17 protein-coding genes are annotated in these 17,647 nt (G+C 45.6%); 10 read left to right on the plus strand and 7 right to left on the minus strand.

Annotation, left to right across the window (positions count from 1 at the left end; genetic code table 11):
- The first annotated feature begins 49 nt into the window (after positions 1 to 49).
- Entirely contained in the window at positions 50 to 505 is a 456-nt protein-coding gene (locus TW84_RS04615) for a tellurite resistance TerB family protein (protein ID WP_045974499.1), read from the plus strand.
- A gap of 246 nt (positions 506 to 751) precedes the next feature.
- Here TW84_RS04615 and TW84_RS04620 read toward each other — a convergent pair whose 3' ends face one another.
- Entirely contained in the window at positions 752 to 1,282 is a 531-nt protein-coding gene (locus tag TW84_RS04620) for a 3'-5' exonuclease (RefSeq protein WP_045974500.1), read from the minus strand.
- Between the two features lie 309 nt (positions 1,283 to 1,591).
- Between TW84_RS04620 and TW84_RS04625 the strand changes: the two genes are divergently transcribed.
- Genes TW84_RS04625 through TW84_RS04635 form a run of 3 tightly spaced genes read left to right on the plus strand, consistent with a single transcriptional unit; the run spans position 1,592 to position 7,006 of the window.
- Positions 1,592 to 2,224, plus strand: a complete 633-nt coding sequence (locus tag TW84_RS04625; RefSeq protein WP_045974501.1) for a DUF2760 domain-containing protein — start codon at positions 1,592 to 1,594, stop codon at positions 2,222 to 2,224.
- On the plus strand, positions 2,224 to 4,143 hold the full coding sequence (locus TW84_RS04630; protein ID WP_045974502.1) for an Hsp70 family protein: 1,920 nt from the start codon (positions 2,224 to 2,226) through the stop codon (positions 4,141 to 4,143). The genes TW84_RS04625 and TW84_RS04630 overlap by 1 nt, the downstream gene beginning before the upstream one ends.
- 55 nt (positions 4,144 to 4,198) lie before the next feature.
- Positions 4,199 to 7,006 (plus strand): Hsp70 family protein, encoded by a 2,808-nt coding sequence (locus TW84_RS04635; RefSeq protein ID WP_045974503.1) that lies wholly within the window; start codon positions 4,199 to 4,201, stop codon positions 7,004 to 7,006.
- 259 nt (positions 7,007 to 7,265) lie between these two features.
- Here TW84_RS04635 and TW84_RS04640 read toward each other — a convergent pair whose 3' ends face one another.
- The 3 genes from TW84_RS04640 to TW84_RS04650 form a co-directional block, all read right to left on the minus strand.
- Positions 7,266 to 7,574 carry a hypothetical protein gene (locus tag TW84_RS04640; protein WP_045974504.1) on the minus strand — a complete coding sequence of 103 codons (309 nt, stop codon included), beginning with the start codon at positions 7,572 to 7,574 and terminating at the stop codon, positions 7,266 to 7,268.
- Between the two features lie 75 nt (positions 7,575 to 7,649).
- On the minus strand, positions 7,650 to 8,420 hold the full coding sequence (locus tag TW84_RS04645; RefSeq protein WP_045974505.1) for a substrate-binding periplasmic protein: 771 nt from the start codon (positions 8,418 to 8,420) through the stop codon (positions 7,650 to 7,652).
- 91 nt (positions 8,421 to 8,511) lie between these two features.
- On the minus strand, positions 8,512 to 9,540 hold the full coding sequence (locus tag TW84_RS04650) for an AraC family transcriptional regulator (protein ID WP_045974506.1): 1,029 nt from the start codon (positions 9,538 to 9,540) through the stop codon (positions 8,512 to 8,514).
- Positions 9,541 to 9,689: 149 nt separating this feature from the next.
- Here TW84_RS04650 and TW84_RS04655 point away from each other — a divergent pair, with 149 nt between their 5' ends.
- Entirely contained in the window at positions 9,690 to 10,703 is a 1,014-nt protein-coding gene (locus TW84_RS04655) for a DUF2804 domain-containing protein (protein WP_045974584.1), read from the plus strand.
- Between the two features lie 17 nt (positions 10,704 to 10,720).
- Positions 10,721 to 11,569 carry a sterol desaturase family protein gene (locus TW84_RS04660; RefSeq protein ID WP_045974507.1) on the plus strand — a complete coding sequence of 283 codons (849 nt, stop codon included), beginning with the start codon at positions 10,721 to 10,723 and terminating at the stop codon, positions 11,567 to 11,569.
- Between the two features lie 371 nt (positions 11,570 to 11,940).
- Here TW84_RS04660 and TW84_RS04665 read toward each other — a convergent pair whose 3' ends face one another.
- Complete coding sequence (locus TW84_RS04665; RefSeq protein WP_045974508.1) at positions 11,941 to 12,687, minus strand: AraC family transcriptional regulator; 747 nt, start codon at positions 12,685 to 12,687, stop codon at positions 11,941 to 11,943.
- Positions 12,688 to 12,709: 22 nt separating this feature from the next.
- Positions 12,710 to 13,171: a carboxymuconolactone decarboxylase family protein gene (locus tag TW84_RS04670; protein WP_045974509.1), complete on the minus strand. Its 462-nt coding sequence runs from the start codon at positions 13,169 to 13,171 to the stop codon at positions 12,710 to 12,712.
- Between the two features lie 131 nt (positions 13,172 to 13,302).
- Here TW84_RS04670 and TW84_RS04675 point away from each other — a divergent pair, with 131 nt between their 5' ends.
- Complete coding sequence (locus tag TW84_RS04675; protein ID WP_045974510.1) at positions 13,303 to 14,034, plus strand: substrate-binding periplasmic protein; 732 nt, start codon at positions 13,303 to 13,305, stop codon at positions 14,032 to 14,034.
- A gap of 61 nt (positions 14,035 to 14,095) precedes the next feature.
- Here TW84_RS04675 and TW84_RS04680 read toward each other — a convergent pair whose 3' ends face one another.
- Positions 14,096 to 15,295: a hypothetical protein gene (locus tag TW84_RS04680; protein WP_045974511.1), complete on the minus strand. Its 1,200-nt coding sequence runs from the start codon at positions 15,293 to 15,295 to the stop codon at positions 14,096 to 14,098.
- Between the two features lie 137 nt (positions 15,296 to 15,432).
- Here TW84_RS04680 and TW84_RS04685 point away from each other — a divergent pair, with 137 nt between their 5' ends.
- The 3 genes from TW84_RS04685 to TW84_RS04700 all read left to right on the plus strand — a co-directional run bounded on the left by TW84_RS04685 (position 15,433) and on the right by TW84_RS04700 (position 17,647).
- Positions 15,433 to 15,789 (plus strand): hypothetical protein, encoded by a 357-nt coding sequence (locus TW84_RS04685; RefSeq protein ID WP_045974512.1) that lies wholly within the window; start codon positions 15,433 to 15,435, stop codon positions 15,787 to 15,789.
- Between the two features lie 67 nt (positions 15,790 to 15,856).
- On the plus strand, positions 15,857 to 16,456 hold the full coding sequence (locus tag TW84_RS04690) for a thiol:disulfide interchange protein DsbA/DsbL (protein WP_045974513.1): 600 nt from the start codon (positions 15,857 to 15,859) through the stop codon (positions 16,454 to 16,456).
- A gap of 504 nt (positions 16,457 to 16,960) precedes the next feature.
- Positions 16,961 to 17,647 carry a DNA-3-methyladenine glycosylase I gene (locus TW84_RS04700; RefSeq protein WP_045974515.1) on the plus strand — a complete coding sequence of 229 codons (687 nt, stop codon included), beginning with the start codon at positions 16,961 to 16,963 and terminating at the stop codon, positions 17,645 to 17,647.

Genomic DNA, 17,647 nt, shown 5'->3' on the forward strand with positions numbered 1-17,647 from the left:
CATAGAATCACTATCTATAGAAATAGGAACAAATTTTGAGGCGCATCACATGTTGAATTCAATCACTACTCTGTTTAAGCAACTCATCGATGGTCAGGATCTAGGAAACCACGTGGGCAGCGATCCAAATCTCGCCATCGCTTGTTTGCTTTGCGAAGTCGCCGGAGCAGACCATCAAATCCATCAAGCAGAAACTGAAGCCAAACTGCTGCTCATGACAAAATTGCTGCTTTTAAGCAACGAAGAAGCCGCAGCGCTACTTGAGCGCGCAGAAGCAAAGAGCAAAGCGTCCGCCTCCCTTTATGAATTCACTTCTCAACTGAGAGAACTTGGTCAAGAAACCCGCTTCGATTTAATCAAAGCCATGTGGGAGGTTGCTCATGCCGACGGCGAGATTGACCCATTGGAAGAGGCCGTCATTCGCAAAACAGCAGAACTATTGTATGTCGATCATAGTGAATTTATTCGCGCCAAATTGCAGATAGTTGAAGGGAATAGCGAGTAATTTTCTTTTCATAGGTTGAATTTATTTGCTCTCCAGTTCTACCTGTAAAACGAAAAAGGATACGTTGACTGTCACCTTTAGTTTAATCAGCCGAATCCAATAAGCTTTACTTCATACTCTCTAGGACATTACAACTTCAACATCACACCGAGCTTAGTCATAAAACTTCGATAATGTACACTGCTATCAGAAAGGCTCTAAAGTCAAAAAAGGGAGCATAAGCTCCCTTTTTACATCTCTCTTTTATCACAGCATCGTCAATGCTAATTTGGCGAGGTTATACGCGTCAACGTACCCAGAATGCTGCCGCCCTTCCCACTCAATATTTTGCGCTTCCTGAGCGGCTTTGTGGCCAATGCGTTTATCTTTGAGGCGGTGTTGAACGCGATACAAAGTGGCTAAGTTGATGAATTCTTTAAACGGCATCTCAATACCTTTGTCTTGGCATTCTTGCACCAAGATAAGATCATCCCGCCCCCATGATGCATAAATCTTATTCGCACCGCCAAAGTTCTTGATCATCGACTTTAATACTTCTTCAAGCGGGCGGCCTTGCTTTTCAATTTTACGTGGCGTAATGCCGGTGAGCTGCGAACAAAACAGGGAGACTTCATCCTGTTCGGGTTTGACATAGTACTGGGCACGCTTGACGATCTCGCCTTTCACAAGATCGATTTCTGCCAGTCCGACTTCGATGATTTCACCCGTAGTACCGACACCGTTTTCATTCCAACAGCACATTTCCAGATCGAAACAAACTATACGGTTATGGTTCATTGTTCGCCTATGTTTAGTATTTTGATAAAGCGCCGAATTCTACCTCAGTTGAGGTCAAAACTCGAATACCACCGAATTGATTGCGCAGATCTTCTGCAATTTTCTGTCAAACTGCCCAGTCATTTTAGTCAACTTACCTATAGTGTGACTAAAAGTGACTAAAAACAAATCAATCAGGCCTGTTAGCGCCTCTTTTCTGAAGGCCTGTAGACTTGAATGTGATAATATTTGCCCCAATTTAACCCAATAATTACGACAATAGCAGTCAAAGTGTGACTGCTATTTCTTCCATCAATTAAGAGAAATGTCATGACGTTCGATTTACAAATGATCCCTCAAACGTTCGATATGCTGCACGCTGGCCTGACGGCTTCAAGCGTCCTTTTACTTCTGATTGCGGTTTCGCGCAAATCTAAAGTCGTCGAAAAAGTGGTTGAGAAACCAGTTGAGAAAATCGTCGAAGTTGAAAAGCCTGTCGAGAAGATCGTTGAAGTAGAGAAAGTGGTCGAAGTTGAAAAAGTGATTGAGAAAGTCGTGGAAGTGGAATCAAAGCTTGCTACAGCTTCTACCGACTCAGCCATGCAGCTACTATCAATCATGCAGCAAGAAGCTCGCCTGATTGACTTCCTGAAAGAAGACCTGACATCGTTCTCAGACGAAGATGTCGGCGCTGCGGCGCGTGTTATTCATACCGGCGGTCAGAAGGTACTGAACGACTACGTGAGCCTTGAGCACATCCGTGATGAGGATGAAGAAACACGCGTTACTATTGAAGAAGGCTTTAACTCGCAAGAGGTTCGCTTAACGGGTAACGTGACAGGCAGTGCGCCATTTAATGGCACTCTGGTTCATAAAGGCTGGAAAGCGCGCGAAATGAACCTTCCAAAACTGGCTGAAAACTACGATGCTACCGTCATTGCGCCTGCTGAGGTTGAGCTGTAATGGAAAACCTGAACACCATTCAGGCTGAAACGCCAAAGTTTAGCGTTGGTATCGACTTAGGTACCACACACTGCGTACTGTCTTACGTGGATACATCGAAGGAAGACTCGCGTGTTGAAGTCATGTCGATTTCTCAGCTGACCGCACCGGGCACCGTAGAAACTCGCAACCAGCTAGGCTCGTTCCTGTATCAACCACACGAGCACGAGATGAACCCTTCAGCTCGTGTATTGCCTTGGTCATCTGAGCCTAAAGCCCTAGTGGGAGCAATCGCTCGCAACCTTGGTTCAAAAACTCCGATCCGCCTTGTAGCAAGTGCAAAGTCTTGGCTTTGCCACGCTGGTGTCAACCGACGTGATGCGTTCCTTCCTGCTGGCAGCCCGGAAGAAGTAGAGAAAGTGTCTCCGCTTCGCGCAACAGAGCTGTACCTCGAACATCTCAAAGATGCGTGGAACCACACTCATCCTAGCGACCCGCTTTCAGAGCAAGATGTGACGATTACCGTACCGGCATCTTTTGATCCTGCGGCTCGTGATTTAACCGCTGAAGCTGCACGCAATGTTGGCTTAACTCATCTAACACTGTTAGAAGAACCTCAGGCGGCTCTATACAACTGGATCGACAATAGCGATGACAAATGGCGTGATGAAGTCGAAGTTGGCGACATCGTGCTGGTTGTCGATATCGGTGGTGGTACCACGGACCTTTCTCTAGTTGAAGTTACTGAAGACGAAGGTAACTTGACACTAAACCGTATCGCAGTAGGTGAACACATTCTACTCGGCGGTGACAATATGGACCTTGCCCTGGCGTACCGCTTGAAGATGAAGCTAGCGCAAGATGGTAAAGAGCTACAACCATGGCAAGTTCAGGCAATGACGCACGCCTGTCGTGACGCTAAAGAAGCACTATTGAACGACAGCGAACTTCAGTCAGTGCCAATCGTAGTACCAAGTCGCGGTTCTAAACTGCTTGGCGCAACCTTGAAGACGGAACTGACGCAAGAAGAAGTTCAGCAAACACTGGTGGACGGTTTCTTCCCGAAAGTTGCCGTTACTGAGCATCCAGTTCAGCGTAATCGCGGCGCTCTTACTCAAATGGGTCTTCCGTATGCGCAAGATGCAGGGATTACACGACACATCGCTGCGTTCCTTGCAAAGCAGGCTAATGCTCAAGGTGGAGAAAGCGCTTCAACCGAGTTCAATCCATTTGCTGGAATGCCCGGTATGGGCGGCGCTGAAGCACCTTCAGCTGACTTTATCAAGCCAACAGCCATTTTGTTCAACGGTGGCGTTTTAAAATCAGACCTGCTGGCGAATCGCCTTGAAGAAACCATCAATGAGTGGTTGATAGACGCTGATGCTGAAATGGCTCAACGTCTAACGGGTGTGGATTTGGATCTGGCGGTGGCAAGTGGCGCTTCTTACTATGGCTCTGTACGTCGCGGCCAAGGTGTGCGAATCCGCGGCGGCATTGCATCGAGCTACTATGTAGGCATCGAGAGTGCTATGCCAGCCATTCCGGGCATGGCTCCACCAATGGAAGCTCTGTGTGTAGCACCATTTGGTATGGAAGAAGGCTCTGCGGTTGAAGTACCAAGTCAGGAATTTGGTCTTATCATCGGCCAACCAGTAAACTTCCAGTTCTTTGGTTCAACAATCCGTCGTGAAGACGCCGCAGGTACACACCTTGACCACTGGGGCCCTGATGAATTGGAAGAGCTACCAGAGATTCAGGTTACTCTACCCGTCTCTGAAGGTCGCCGTGAAGGTGAAGTAGTGCCAGTTACCCTAGCCTCTCGCGTGACAGAACTTGGTACGCTTTACTTAGAAGCCATTGCCGCAGATAACGGTCAAAAATGGCATGTTGAGTTTGATGTACGCGAAGACGCACAAAGCGACTCAAACGAAGAAGAATAAATAAAAACTAAACGGCATCCAATCGGGTGCCGTTTTTAAATACACGAAGGTTTGTATGGCATCTCCTCGTTTTCTAGTTGGTATTGACCTTGGCACCACAAACACTGTGGTAGCCTACTGTGAAATCACCGACAACCTTGAACAATCCGAAGTATCCCTGTTTGATATCGACCAATTAATTGGTCCGGGTGAAGTGGTTCGTAAGCCACTGCTGCCCTCTTTCCGCTACCACCCAGCCGTTGGTCAAATATCCCCTTCTGACCTAACACTTCCTTGGGAAAACCAACCCGTTTCTGGTGACATCAGTAATGTCATCGTTGGTGAATGGGCACGTGAATTGGGCGCGAAGGTAGAAGGCCGACAAGTTTCCAGTGCCAAAAGCTGGCTCTCACACCAAGCGGTGGATCGCAGCTCAGATATCCTTCCATGGGCTGGTGCGCAAGACGTCGACAAAGTCTCGCCTGTCATTGCTAGCGCAAGTTACCTCAACCACATTCGCCAAGCTTGGAACTATCGTTACCCAAGCAACAAGCTAGAAGATCAAGACGTCGTCGTAACTGTTCCTGCTTCGTTTGATGAGACCGCGCGTAAGCTCACTCTGGAAGCCGCTGAGCTGGCGGGCTTGAAGAAGATCGTCTTACTCGAAGAACCACAAGCGGTATGCTACGACTGGTATGCGCGCCACCAGAAAACGGCTGCTGACGAGCTCAAAGAGTTGCCGCTGATTCTGGTCTGCGATGTCGGCGGTGGTACCACCGACTTGAGTTTGATTGAAGCAAAGTATCACAACGATGAATTGGCATTGGATCGAATTGGTGTTGGCGAGCATTTAATGCTTGGTGGTGACAACCTCGACTTGGCATTAGCACATCTCGCGGAAAGCCGCTTTAATCAAAGTAAGAAACTCACCGCAGCAAGCCTAACTAAACTGATTCAACAAACTCGTAAAGCAAAAGAAGATTTGCTGTCAGTGAGCGCGCCTGACGAGGTAAAAATCACCATGCTGGGCAGCGGGTCTAAGCTACTTGGCGGGACAAAGAGTATTGGCCTCAGCAAACAAGAAGTCCATCAAATTGCTCTGGATGGTTTTTTCCCACTTTCCGATTTCAGTGAAGTGCCAGACAAACGCCGCAGCGCGATGGTCGAGTTTGGATTGCCATATGTTGCAGACCCTGCGGTCAGTAAGCACGTTGCAGAGTTTCTTAATCAGCATCAACAAGTCTCTTATTCTGCATTAGGTCAAGAAGACACATCAACGCCAGCCATTCCTGTTGGCCTGTTGCTCAATGGTGGTGTATTTAATAGCGAGCTGGTTACCGAGCGAGTAACCAGCCTACTTGGCAACTGGCGCGGCGCTCCTGTGACAGTACTCGATAACCCACATCCTGATTGGTCAGTCGCTCTTGGTGCCGTTGCATTTGGTAAGGCTCGCCGTGGCGCTCAGCTTAAGATTGGTGGCGGTGCTGCACGTTCTTACTTCCTGCATTTACAGGAAAAAAACAAGATGGGCAAAGCACTTTGCCTTCTGGCGAAAGGCACGGACGAAGGGCATGAGATTCGCTTAAGTGGACGTCGATTCTCCTTAACGCTGGGTGAGCCCGTTCGCTTTAACCTGCTAACGTCTACCCACGACACACTGACTCACAACACCGAAATTCAAAACGGTGTGATGGTCGAAGTAGACCCAGATATCTTCTCGCCTCTTCCTCCATATATTTCAACTCTGGAAAGTGAAGGGACTGATCTTCAAGCTAACCAGAAAGAACGTGTTGAGGTGCAACTGGCCTGCCAGCTAACTGAAGTTGGCACGCTAAAAATGGAATGTGTCAGCGTTGAAGATGACAACAAACGCTGGGAGCTGGAATTCGAAGTTCGCAATCAGCAAGCGGACGACACAGAGCAAGAGCAACTGCACCCGCGCCTTTCTGAGTCTAAAGAGCTCATCTCCCGCCTCTACAGCGGCAACAAGAAAAGCGCCGACGCAAAAGAAATCAAGACACTCGCAAAAGACTTAGAAAGAAAGTTAGGTAAACGAGACGACTGGGATTTTAGAACCTTACGTCATTTGTTCGATGCTTTTGCACAAGGCCGTAAACGCCGTCGCCGCTCAGAAGCTCATGAGAAAAGCTGGCTTCGCTTAGCAGGCTTCTCACTGCGACCTGGCTTTGGCGATGCCACCGACTCTTGGCGAATCGAACAAGTGTGGGGCCTATATCAGCAAGGTATTCAGTTCAAAAACCATCAGGGCTGGACAGACTGGTGGGTGTTCTGGCGTCGCATCGCGGGCGGGTTAAGTCAGGAGCAACAAGAAACACTGTTGGCTGATATTGCCAAATACTTACACCCAGGTGCGATGAAGAACCCTCAGTCAGCCAAAACAGCGCAAGACATGGGTTACGAGTCTATGGTTCGACTATCTGCATCACTTGAGCACCTTGAAGTGGAAGATAAAGTGCTGTTAGCCAGCTGGTTCTTAAGCAAAGCCATCAACCACAATCAATTTGAACAGGCTCATTGGTGGGCGTTGGGTCGCCTAGCGTCACGAACACCCTTATACGGTAGCCAGCATAGTGTCATCCCTCGTGAACAAGCTGAGCAGTGGCTGCCTAAACTGCTAGAACAAAACTGGCTCAAAGAACCGATGATTGCATTCGCCACCGTGATGATTTGTCGTAAGACAGGTGACCGTTTATTCGATATCTCTGATGATTACCGCGAGCAAGTTCTAACTAAGCTAAAACAAAGTAAGGTTCCAGAGTCTTGGGTCTCGCTGGTTGAAGAAGTCAAAGAGCTATCTGAGAGCGAATCGAAGCGCGTCTTTGGTGATGCGCTGCCAAGTGGTCTAACGCTCGTTCACAACTAATGGGTTAGTGCTATTCACCAGCCATTGCGCTAGGCGCGCTAATGAATGGGGAAAAATCACTGAGTTTCAGATTAACGCTAAGGAGTCGCAACGGCTCCTTTTGGCTTTTACAACAACATCATCAGTTTGTAAAAGTGATGGGATTGACATCACAATTTATTGTGATAACACGACGAAAGTGCTTGGGCCGATCAGTGATGCCGTCAATAAGCTCAACAAGCTGACTGGGAAAGCAGCGAACCGAATCAATTAATGTTCACTACTTACTCAGTAGCGACACGCATTCATCAAAAGAAGGATGATCACCTGTTCCGATGTCCCAAAGTTGCTTAGCCGCGTAATAGGCAAAATTCGGGTCAGCAGGAAACATTGCCTGCCTAGAGCGTTTCTTGCTCAGATAGAGCACTTTTATCTCTTTCAGCTCTGAGCCGAGAATGTTCCTCGAGTTGGCACATATTTCCGCTAGACCTTCATAGGCGTAAGCGTTAACTTCAGCCATGTTAATAGCGGCAAAGGCATAAATGGGAAAAACGGCAGTGACCAGAGTTATCTTAATACGCTTGTACATTGTTACGCCCTAGGCATGATTAGCCGTAAATAAGGTAGTCATTTTGACTATACTCATTCATATCCAACCAAAGAATTAGTCGTTTCTCTGTATCATTTGCAAAAACTCAGCCTCCGATTGCATTATTTGTTTATATTCACCCGTTTCCATCAGTTGCTTTAAACCTGCATTGAACTCACTCACCAATAAACGGCTGCGTTGACTATTGAATCGACTGAAGATCACAAACATGTCGTCTTCAAGCAAGGGTTTGGCGTGGAGTTTTATATAGGGTCTAAGTGCTTCGGGCACATAGTGTTTAATGAGGTACAAGCCCCGTTCAACACCCGTTGGATAAGCGTCTAATCGCCCTTTCGCCATTTTCTGAAAATTGGTTTCTTCCGAGTTGTTCACTTCAAAGTCGACACCCAATTGCTCCATAAAGTGGGTAGCTTGATAGCCTTGGGTAGCACCAATTTGAAATTTGTTTAGATCTTTTGCATCGTGCCAAGAAAATGGTATGTCTGAGTGATAAAAGAACTGTACACGTTGACTAAAAAATGGCTCTGAATAGATGAAGTCTTTCACTCTGTCTTCATTTTTCATCCAAGGAAAAGAACCATCAAATTCACCTCGAATCGCGTATTGATAAGATCGAACCCAAGGGTAGTACTCTAGCTCGACAGCATATCCGCGAATTTCGAATGCTCTTCGCACCAGAGTTTCCGATATTTTCAATTCTGGGTCAGACAGAGAGCTGGTGTAAGGTTCCCAATCTCCCACGGCAAACCGAACCGTCTTATCATTGGCCAACGATGAAAATACACACAGTGAAAACAGTAATGAGATGAGTCTTACAAGGTTCATAAAAAACACAAATATCAATAAATAATATTAATTGTAGTTGCAATCTAAACAATGGATGGTGATACGTGCTTTAGAGCTTGTTAATACCACTTCATAATGCTCTGAAAGAACTGGGCACCGTACCTGACCAGCGCTTGAAACTCCGCCTGAAACTGGCGCTATCACTGTATCCAAGCCGAAAAGCCATTTCTTCTGTAGTCAAGTGTGTTCTTAGCAAAAATTCTTTAGAGAGTTCGAAGCGTACTTCATCCACAAGCTCTCTATAACTGGTTTGCTCCTGATTGAGTTGCCTTCTTAAAGTCCTAACCGAGCATCCATGTTGGACGGCAATGTCATCAATAGAAGGGAACATACCAACACTCTGATAGAGAAAGGCTTTGATCTGATTACTTAATCGTGTAGGTGATTGCAATACTGCCATCACAGACTCACAGGAGTTGAGATAGGTATTGAGTAAATCTGAATTGTGGCTAGCTAACTTCCAATCCATAACATTGGCATTAAAAGTCAGCGCGCAGCGTGGTTGTTCAAACAACACTCTACAGCAGAAACGCTCTGTATAGTGAGTGGCGTAGTCAGGTTTTGGGTATGGCAGTTCCAGCTTATCTATCATCAAGCGCTGCCCAGTCAGTTCAAAAAATAAAGAGGTTATAGAACTAAAAAAGTACTCAGTACAAAAAGGAAGTAGTTGACCAATCTCCAAATCATTTTCAATCTCAATGGAGGCTGTGTCAGCATCGCGACATACTCTTACAGAAAAAATAGGGCCATTGAGATCCAGATATTTAAACCCTGCTTTAATCGCTTCAAAGACAGTTCGACTACTCAAAACAGCGTAACCAAGGATACCAAAATGGCTCAGCGTCGCTCGCTCACCAAGCAACAATCCCAAACTGATATTGGGAAAGAATCTCTGTACGTATCGAAATATCAACAACTTGTCTGAATAGCTGATATGACTTTCCTGGCTGCGCCAGTCTATGGACCGTAAACCTGCTTGGTTGAGTAAGCTATCCACATCGAGGCCATATTCTTGCACGACACTAAGCAGCAAAGAGATATCTAATACCCCCAACTGATATCGATGATCAACCGGCAGATATTGTGCGATGATCGCCATGCCTATTCCTCGTTCGACCTAATCTTCAGGATAACGGAGTTCACTCCCTTTAATTGTGATATTAGTTAACTTTATGGCCGAAAATGACCTGTTTAATCTCAACCAAACACGCAACACTGATGGAAATGTTATTGGATTGTGAGGTTATCATGATGATGAGCCAAGCTGCCCCTGAATACCTTATCCAGTCGAATGGAAAGCCCTGTTTCGGTCATTTTGATGGCGTACCAAAACAATTGGGAATCCAACACTTTGCATACTGCAATAACATGGATCGCAAAGTCGGTAGGCTGAAAAAATACTTTCACTACAAGCAGTTTCAATTTGTCAGCATCATGACACCACGCTACGTGATTGGCCTAGCCATCGCAGATATTCGCTATGTAGGATCTGCATTTTGTTATGTTTACGACGTCCAAACCGACACTCTGGTAGAGCAAAGCTGGTTAAGACCTTTAAACATCGACAAACAAATGTCCCCATCTCCATATCAAGGATCCAGTCACATCGCGGCCAAAAAACTAGCGTTTGAGATTGCCTACCCTAATTGGCAGGTCAAAGCCAGCACGGATTTGTTGCAACTCGATGTTTCGCTCCAACCACCAAGCAGCAGCTTGCCGCTCTCACTTTGCACGCCTACTGGCTATAACGGCTGGACCTACACCAAAAAGCACAACGCGCTGGCCGTTAAGGGAAATATTACGGTAGGTGGCAACCAGATTGACACTTCTCTCGCGTTGGGTGGCTATGACTTTTCAGCGGGCTATATGCGACGCGAAACAAGTTGGCGATGGGCAAGCATCAATGGTTTCAGTGACAAGAGCAAGCTTGGCCTCAACTTAGCTGCAGGGGTTAACGAAACGGGCAGTCATGAGAATGCTCTATGGGTTGATGAGGTTCGGCATCTACTCGGTGCTGTCCACTTTCATTTTGATCGCCAAGCGAACCAAAAGAAATGGCGTATTTTCTCTGATGATGGTCGAGTCGATTTGACTTTTACACCACTAAACAACAGAAGTGAAAAACTCAACTTGTGGGTTCTACAAAGCAATTTTCGTCAGTTTATCGGCCACTTTTCAGGTGTCATCAAAGATGACAATGGTGTCCATCACACAGTAGAACAGCAACTTGGTTTAACCGAAGATCACTTCGCTCGCTGGTAATATTTTCGGAGCTTTGTATGAATTTCAGTATTCTTATCGACAACCCTGAATGGCTTCTGATGCTATTGGCCCCCCTTTTCATTGGTTTGATGTTGGCTGAGTACTTCATCGGCCAAAAACGCGGTCATCTTCCACAAAATTCATCCTATTTTCTTCCAGAAGTATTATGTAACTTTACTCTCGCGGGCATGCATCAACTAGCGGACCTGTTGACTGGGCTTTTAATCATTCAGCTTTACATGTGGTTGTTTGGCTGGCGACTGATGGACATAGAAATGGGTGTTGCGAGCTTTATTATTCTGCTCATACTGCAAGATTTTTTCTACTACTGGTTTCATCGCGCCAGTCATCGCACTCGCTGGATGTGGGCTGCGCACGTTGCTCATCACAGCTCTGAACGCATGAACTTCAGCACGGCTTTTCGACAAAGCTTAATGTACCCCATTGCGGGGATGTGGCTATTCTGGGTGCCGCTTGTGATCATAGGATTCGAGCCTAAATGGGTCATTTTTGCCGTACTGTTAAACTTGGGTTTGCAGTTCTTCGTTCACACTCAGTGGGTTCGAACACTTGGCCCATTGGAATATCTATTTAATACCCCTTCTCATCACAGAGTGCATCATGGTCGTAACCCTCAGTACATCGATAAAAACTACGCTGGTGTACTCATTATCTGGGACAAACTGTTCGGTACCTTTGAACCTGAAGTTGAAACCGTACGCTACGGTGTCACTAAACCCATCAACAGCTTCAATCCACTGGTAGTGACATTTAAAGAATGGGGAGACCTCTTGCAGGATATACGTCAGAAGCAGTTATCTTTTCGGCAAAAACTGCGCCTTTTATTCTCCCCACCTAATGACTAAAGAACACTTGTTCCTGATAGAAGCGCTAGCTTTGGTCTTTATTATTGGCAAAGCTCACTGCGTATATCACCTATTGGCCAAGAAACCCAACGTCTTCTGGAGTTGAGGGCAAAACCTTCTCAGTCCCTCAACCTGTTATGTCGAACATAGAGCAGGGAAATCACATCACTGTTGAATGAAAACACCCTATAAAGACCCCTTTATCCAGCCCCAGAACTGACGTTGCAACAATTGTCTCGCATAGTCTGCGATCCTGCTATGCTGATATTAAAGGTCGTCAATCAGGTACATGGAAGGAAGATATCAAAACTGGTCAGTGAATATCTAGAGCCGTTCAAATAAGATAGTGGCGAGCAATCTGAGAGTACGAGCTATTTTTGTTTTAGCCGGCGACTGAATTGTCCGGGAGTAATCAACACGAAATTTTTGAACTCTCTCGTCATATGAGCTTGATCGGAAAAACCTTGATAGGCAGCCAGTTCGGCTAAAGAGAGTTGAGGGTTGTCTCTCAGGTTTTGAATGCTGGCATGCACTCGACGAAGACGTTGGAAGTACTTTGGACTCATTCCCACCCAATGTTTGAATTTGCGTTCAACTTGCCTTTGGCTTTCGCCAAAGCTCTCGCCTATCTTGCCATCCTGCGCAAGATGAATCAGCTTAGCTCTGTCTTCATCCACGTCATGTTGAGACACGTATTCTGAGCACCAATTCATCAACAGCGCTATTCGCTTGCTATGATTCTGCTGCTCGGATAATTGCGTGACCAAAGCCTTTGAAGGTTCGAAACAAAACCCATCTTGACGGTTTACTTTGCTGGCTTCAATGAGCTCGTCCAAAAATGAAAACTGCATACCAGGGTGAAAGCGGACCCCGCAAAGCTCGGCCTCACAAGACATAGTGATGTTCTTGGTGACTATGCTATATGGATGATACACCGCGCTTTGACTATATGCTCTGCCTTCTAAACTCACCTGCCCTTTTAGTACAAACATCACCCCAGAGCCTCCATCACAGTATAGAGGTTTGGAGATGGCTTGCCCAACAGACACTTTAGCCGACCATATTGCCTGAATATGATCGGCTAGTAGACCATCTGGATTGACTATTTCAAAATCCATTTGTTGAGTGTTACTCCTGCCGTTAGTCTGCCGAAAGACTACCAATTTCAGGCTTGAACGTTTTGGCGATACGATTCCAGCTATTAATTGCATTGATAGCCAGCGTGAGGATAACGAGTCCCTGTTCACCAAACGTATTCAGTGTTGCCTGATAAGCACTTTCGTCGACATCGCTACATTTTGTGATACATTCAGACCAATGTAGCGCAACTTTTTCCTCATCGCTATATTCGGGCGTATCTCGCCAAGCATTGAGCCCAATGAGACGAGAGTATGGCTCTCCTTGTTTCAATGCTTCTTTACTGTGCATGTCAATACAAAATGCACACTGGTTGATCTGCGACACGCGAAGCTTAATCAGCTCCCAGATGGTGATCGATAGCGTGTCTTGTTGCTCGAACTGGCTACGAAGGTAGGTTTCCTGCGCCATCAAAATCTGGATGCCTTCAGGGGCGGCATTGAAGTAATTCAATCTAGTTTTCATCTGCGGTTCTCCTTAGTTTCTATCATTAGATTACCTTTAGTAAAAAACCAAAGATTGAAGATTTTCGACATCTCTACCGACCAATGTTGTCTATGCTGTTAATACACTATCAACAACAAGGAAGTAAGCGAATGCACAACCTGACACTGATGCTTTTGAGTCTAATGCTAATTGCGTTGCCAGTTCGCGGTGATGTCCTCACCTTAACGTCTCTGGAATGGCCCCCTTATGCAGGAAGAAGCCTCGACTCTCAAGGTGCTTCCGTAGCCGTTGTCAAAGCTGCTGTTGAAGCAATGGGACATGAGTTAACTGTTGAGTTTTACCCTTGGGAACGAGCCGTTCACCTTGCAAAAAATCAAACCAAGTATGCAGGTTACTTTCCTGAATACCACTTTGAGGCATCCGATCTAATCTTTTCAGAGCCCATAGGAACAGGCCCTCTTGGCTTCGTCGAGAATAAAGCGAACCCAATATCGTGGAGCAACTTGCAAGATTTAAAATCAACCAAAATCGGCGTGGTTCGTGGTTATGTGAATACCGAGGAACTCGACAGCATGATTGCCAGTGGTGCACTTCAATCGGAAGCGGTAACTAGTGATAGCCAAAATCTGAAAAAAGTTTCAGGACAACGAATTCCTCTCGCCGTTATAGACAGTAACGTTCTCAGCTATTTGCTCGCCAGTGATAAGGCCCTCGCAGGAGCGAAGAACCAACTGCAGATGAACTCTAAACTATTGGAAGAGAAAGAATTGTTCATTGCATTTGCTAACGACGAAACCGGCATGAAATGGAAATCGATCATTGATCAAGGGTTGAAAAAGATCGACGCCAATAAAATTATGGCTGACTACTTCAATCAATAATGCTTGTATGACATAAGCAAATGGGAGCAAGATTCCCATTTGCTGTGCATACCGAACAGAATCACAAATAACGAAGGCTGATCGCTGTCCATTCCTTATCACCTATTTTCTCAGTTACTGCATTAACAAACTTTATAGATAAGCTTCCATCAGTTTCAAAGTTCAATTGACTCATCAAGCTGTCTAGACTTGAGCCTGTGTGACTCAAGGCTGCATCCAGTTCATACCAAAACGCAGAGCCTTTAAAGTAAAACAACGGATAGTATTGCCCCGCTCCCTGTTCACTGAAGAGACGGTTTGCTTCAATAAGCCCTGTGCTCGAGAAAGGGAACTTTTGAGCAAAGCCATGCCAGAAATGAATCGGGTTATCCGCAGCATAAGGCGTAGTTTGTAAAGATTTTATCGCGTAGTACTCTGCAAGACTTTCCGCTGCCCAAGTCGGCCTGCTGGCTGAATCTAACACATGGACTGACTCATGCGCAGCAATCTTAAGAAGCATCTTTAATGAAACTGGTGTGAGTTTTCCTTGCTCTAACCAGGCATTAATCAAAATCATGTTCTGACCGGCGGCTCCACTTAAGCTCCCTGACGAACGGTCCTTTTTGAAAAAGGCCATCTGCCAGTCTCGTCGCTGTGTATTCGAGAATACGCTGTTCAAGTAACGTAGTGACGTTTCTAATACCGGTTTCCATTGCTCTACTTGCTTCATCACTTGAGGGGCATCGCTGAAAACGGTCACTTTGTTGTCATTGATGTTTAGTTCTGTACTTTTCATTCCCCAAACAACAAACATGGGAGGCTCTGATAGCTCCGGCATCTCCTGGCAATTTTGCTCCGGAGTACAGACGCGAATATTACGACTCCCTTCGACACGTGGCAAAGAATCCCACTCACTAATAAAATACCAACCCTTATCAACGCTTCGACTATCAATTTGTTGTGAGATATCCATACCGTGATCAGGTGTGTGTTTCATTTTCAAAAACCATTCAATCTGCTGGCATTTCTGAGAATGCAAACCATCTAGAGCCGTGATAATGCCCGAAGCGGTTTGGCAGGATATTACTGGCTGGTCACTATGGGTTAAGGTGCGTGCAGGTGATACTTTGACTTGCTCTAAGCCACTTGTGTCTACATTGACGATGACTTTGTCTGCATCGTCGGGGTCAATCGACAATTGATAGGTGAGAGAGGAATTAGCAAATACGCCGCTAGAGACAAACAAGGTACCAAATAGCAAAATATCTTTAAAACTAGACATAAATTTATAGAATTAGCAAACTTGTTTGGTAGGACATCCGCCACACAAATAAAGTTCGACCAACAAAAAGAAAAACTGAATATTTATCATTACTGGCAAATCAGTTAAGCTAATTTCAATTTCATTTTGGGTTGATTGTGTTGTTACAAAATCGTTCATTAGCTATTGTTTTTCTTCTCACTCTTGCACTAATTTTTATGGGTGTAGCGGTGGGCGTAGCAGCTGGAGAAAAAGCAACGATAGCATCGACTCACAGTACACTAAATCTCGACAGCCTCTCTCAGGTTCATCCAATAGAATGCCCAAAGTCCAACCACAGTGAGGGGCAGTCATCGCATCACTGCTGTGCCTCAGTTTGCCTGCTGAAAGTACCTTATATCTCCGAACTGATCTTTGCAGATGCAATCCCTACTTCACTGGCACTTATCAATCAAGATAAGGCCGAAAAAGCAGTGGCTCGTATTCAGGCTCTGTTCCGCCCTCCTATTGCGTAATTCTTAATGTTCACGTTCACTCCGGTTATTTACCGGCAACTAACTGTATCTATTAGGAATTAATACAATGAAAAAACTATTCGCCCTATTTGCCACCTTGATATTTTCACTCGCCGCTAACGCCGCTAAGTTCGAAGAAGGGACACATTACAAAGTGATCGAAACGGATAAGTCAAAAACGCCGAAAGTCACTGAGTTTTTCTCTTTCTACTGCCCACACTGTTATAACTTTGAACCTGTGATCGATCGCCTTAAGGCTTCACTTCCAAAAGACGCAAAGTTCGAGAAAGTTCATGTAGCCTTTATGGGCAGTGATATGGCGATACCAATGGCTAAATCCTATGCGACCATGGTAGCACTGGATGTCGAAAAGAGCTTGGTACCGGCTATGTTTAAGCAAATTCACGAGCGTCGCAGCGCACCCAAAGATGAAAACGCACTTCGCCAAATTTTTATCGATAATGGCGTTGATGCCAAAAAGTTTGACTCAACGTACAACAGCTTTGTGGTGAACTCGATGCAAAAGCGTTTCGACAAGCAATTTAAGCAAAGTACGCTGACTGGTGTACCAGGCGTGTTAGTAAATGACAAATACATCGTTAACGCCGATAAAATTGGCTCTGTTGAAGAGTATAATGAGCTGGTCAATTACCTATTGACACTGTAACAACAAAGGCCAGGGTTGTTGCTCTGGCCTTTTACTATTCTGAGATTACCTGTTTAAAAGCCATCCCCCTTGTTCCGCTGCCTCGACTTGTCGCTGTGACATTTTATACACTGCCACACTGAACGGGTTGCTTTAGGTCTCCAGTCAAAGGATAAATCGAACGTCTGCGCCCCTTCAGTACCCAAAATCATGACCCCATGATCTTCGGCTGTAAGTACACCACTGAAAAGAGTTAACGCAGAAGATTCACAAAAATTGCTATCCAGATAAAGGCGAGCTAAAACCTGCATCCAGTCTTTGTCGACCATCTCACTAATGGTCAGCTAATAGATTCTCGAACAAAACGTGCTTGATCCCAAATCTATCATTTGCTGTACAAGAGCAAACGACTCTCTTTGAAAAATCGGACCTTTGCCGATTGCATCCTTAATAATTGCCGACAAGGTCAATTGAGATAAGGCATAACAGGCTGATATGATAACGAAAAATAAAAGGACACAGCACATGACAGTTGAAAAATTTGAACATATCTATCAACGAGCAGCAGAACGCAAAGGTGGCGAAGACCAGCTGGAAGCCTTGCTTTCTAACCCTCTCAGCAAAGCAGAAATCGCAGCCATTCCCAGCGATCGCTGGTTATCTGCATTCAGTATGAAGGTATTTCAAAGTGGCATTTCATGGGCTGTGGTTCGAAACAAATGGCCTAACTTTGAAGAGGTCTTCTTCGGTTTTAAGATCGAATCACTATTGATGTTGTCTGATGAGCAATGGGATACCAAAGCCGCGGATAAACGCATTATTCGCCATCACGCTAAAGTGAAGTCCATACACTCTAACGCACAAATGATTCATGAAGCATCTCTGGAACATGGCTCTTTCGGCAAAATGATCGCCGAATGGCCAAGCGAAACTATTACAGAATTATGGAGTTTCCTGAAGAAGAAAGGGAGTCGACTGGGAGGCAACACCGGCCCATATAGCCTTCGTCAAATGGGTGTCGACACCTTTATTATGTCTGGAGACGTCGAAGCCTACCTAAGAAACTGCAAAATTATTGAAGGTGGCAGAGACACCAAACGCTCTCTGGATGCTGCCAATAAAGCATTCGCCGAATGGCAACAACAAAGTGGGCGCAGCCTGACCCAAATCAGCCAGACGATTGCCTTTAGTTCAGGGGATAATCGCGTATAG

It is taken from the genome of Vibrio neptunius, assembly GCF_000967495.1.
Lineage (GTDB): Bacteria > Pseudomonadota > Gammaproteobacteria > Enterobacterales > Vibrionaceae > Vibrio > Vibrio neptunius.

Coding starts and splice junctions, on each gene's coding strand:
- TW84_RS04665 (WP_045974508.1), bottom strand. CDS start 12,687: ATGGATTTTGAAATAGTCAATCCAGATGGTCTACTAGCCGATCATATT.
- TW84_RS04620 (WP_045974500.1), bottom strand. CDS start 1,282: ATGAACCATAACCGTATAGTTTGTTTCGATCTGGAAATGTGCTGTTGG.
- TW84_RS04630 (WP_045974502.1), top strand. CDS start 2,224: ATGGAAAACCTGAACACCATTCAGGCTGAAACGCCAAAGTTTAGCGTT.
- TW84_RS04680 (WP_045974511.1), bottom strand. CDS start 15,295: ATGTCTAGTTTTAAAGATATTTTGCTATTTGGTACCTTGTTTGTCTCT.
- TW84_RS04640 (WP_045974504.1), bottom strand. CDS start 7,574: ATGTACAAGCGTATTAAGATAACTCTGGTCACTGCCGTTTTTCCCATT.
- TW84_RS04650 (WP_045974506.1), bottom strand. CDS start 9,540: ATGGCGATCATCGCACAATATCTGCCGGTTGATCATCGATATCAGTTG.
- TW84_RS04625 (WP_045974501.1), top strand. CDS start 1,592: ATGACGTTCGATTTACAAATGATCCCTCAAACGTTCGATATGCTGCAC.
- TW84_RS04660 (WP_045974507.1), top strand. CDS start 10,721: ATGAATTTCAGTATTCTTATCGACAACCCTGAATGGCTTCTGATGCTA.
- TW84_RS04690 (WP_045974513.1), top strand. CDS start 15,857: ATGAAAAAACTATTCGCCCTATTTGCCACCTTGATATTTTCACTCGCC.
- TW84_RS04670 (WP_045974509.1), bottom strand. CDS start 13,171: ATGAAAACTAGATTGAATTACTTCAATGCCGCCCCTGAAGGCATCCAG.
- TW84_RS04645 (WP_045974505.1), bottom strand. CDS start 8,420: ATGAACCTTGTAAGACTCATCTCATTACTGTTTTCACTGTGTGTATTT.
- TW84_RS04655 (WP_045974584.1), top strand. CDS start 9,690: ATGATGATGAGCCAAGCTGCCCCTGAATACCTTATCCAGTCGAATGGA.
- TW84_RS04615 (WP_045974499.1), top strand. CDS start 50: ATGTTGAATTCAATCACTACTCTGTTTAAGCAACTCATCGATGGTCAG.
- TW84_RS04700 (WP_045974515.1), top strand. CDS start 16,961: ATGACAGTTGAAAAATTTGAACATATCTATCAACGAGCAGCAGAACGC.
- TW84_RS04635 (WP_045974503.1), top strand. CDS start 4,199: ATGGCATCTCCTCGTTTTCTAGTTGGTATTGACCTTGGCACCACAAAC.
- TW84_RS04675 (WP_045974510.1), top strand. CDS start 13,303: ATGCACAACCTGACACTGATGCTTTTGAGTCTAATGCTAATTGCGTTG.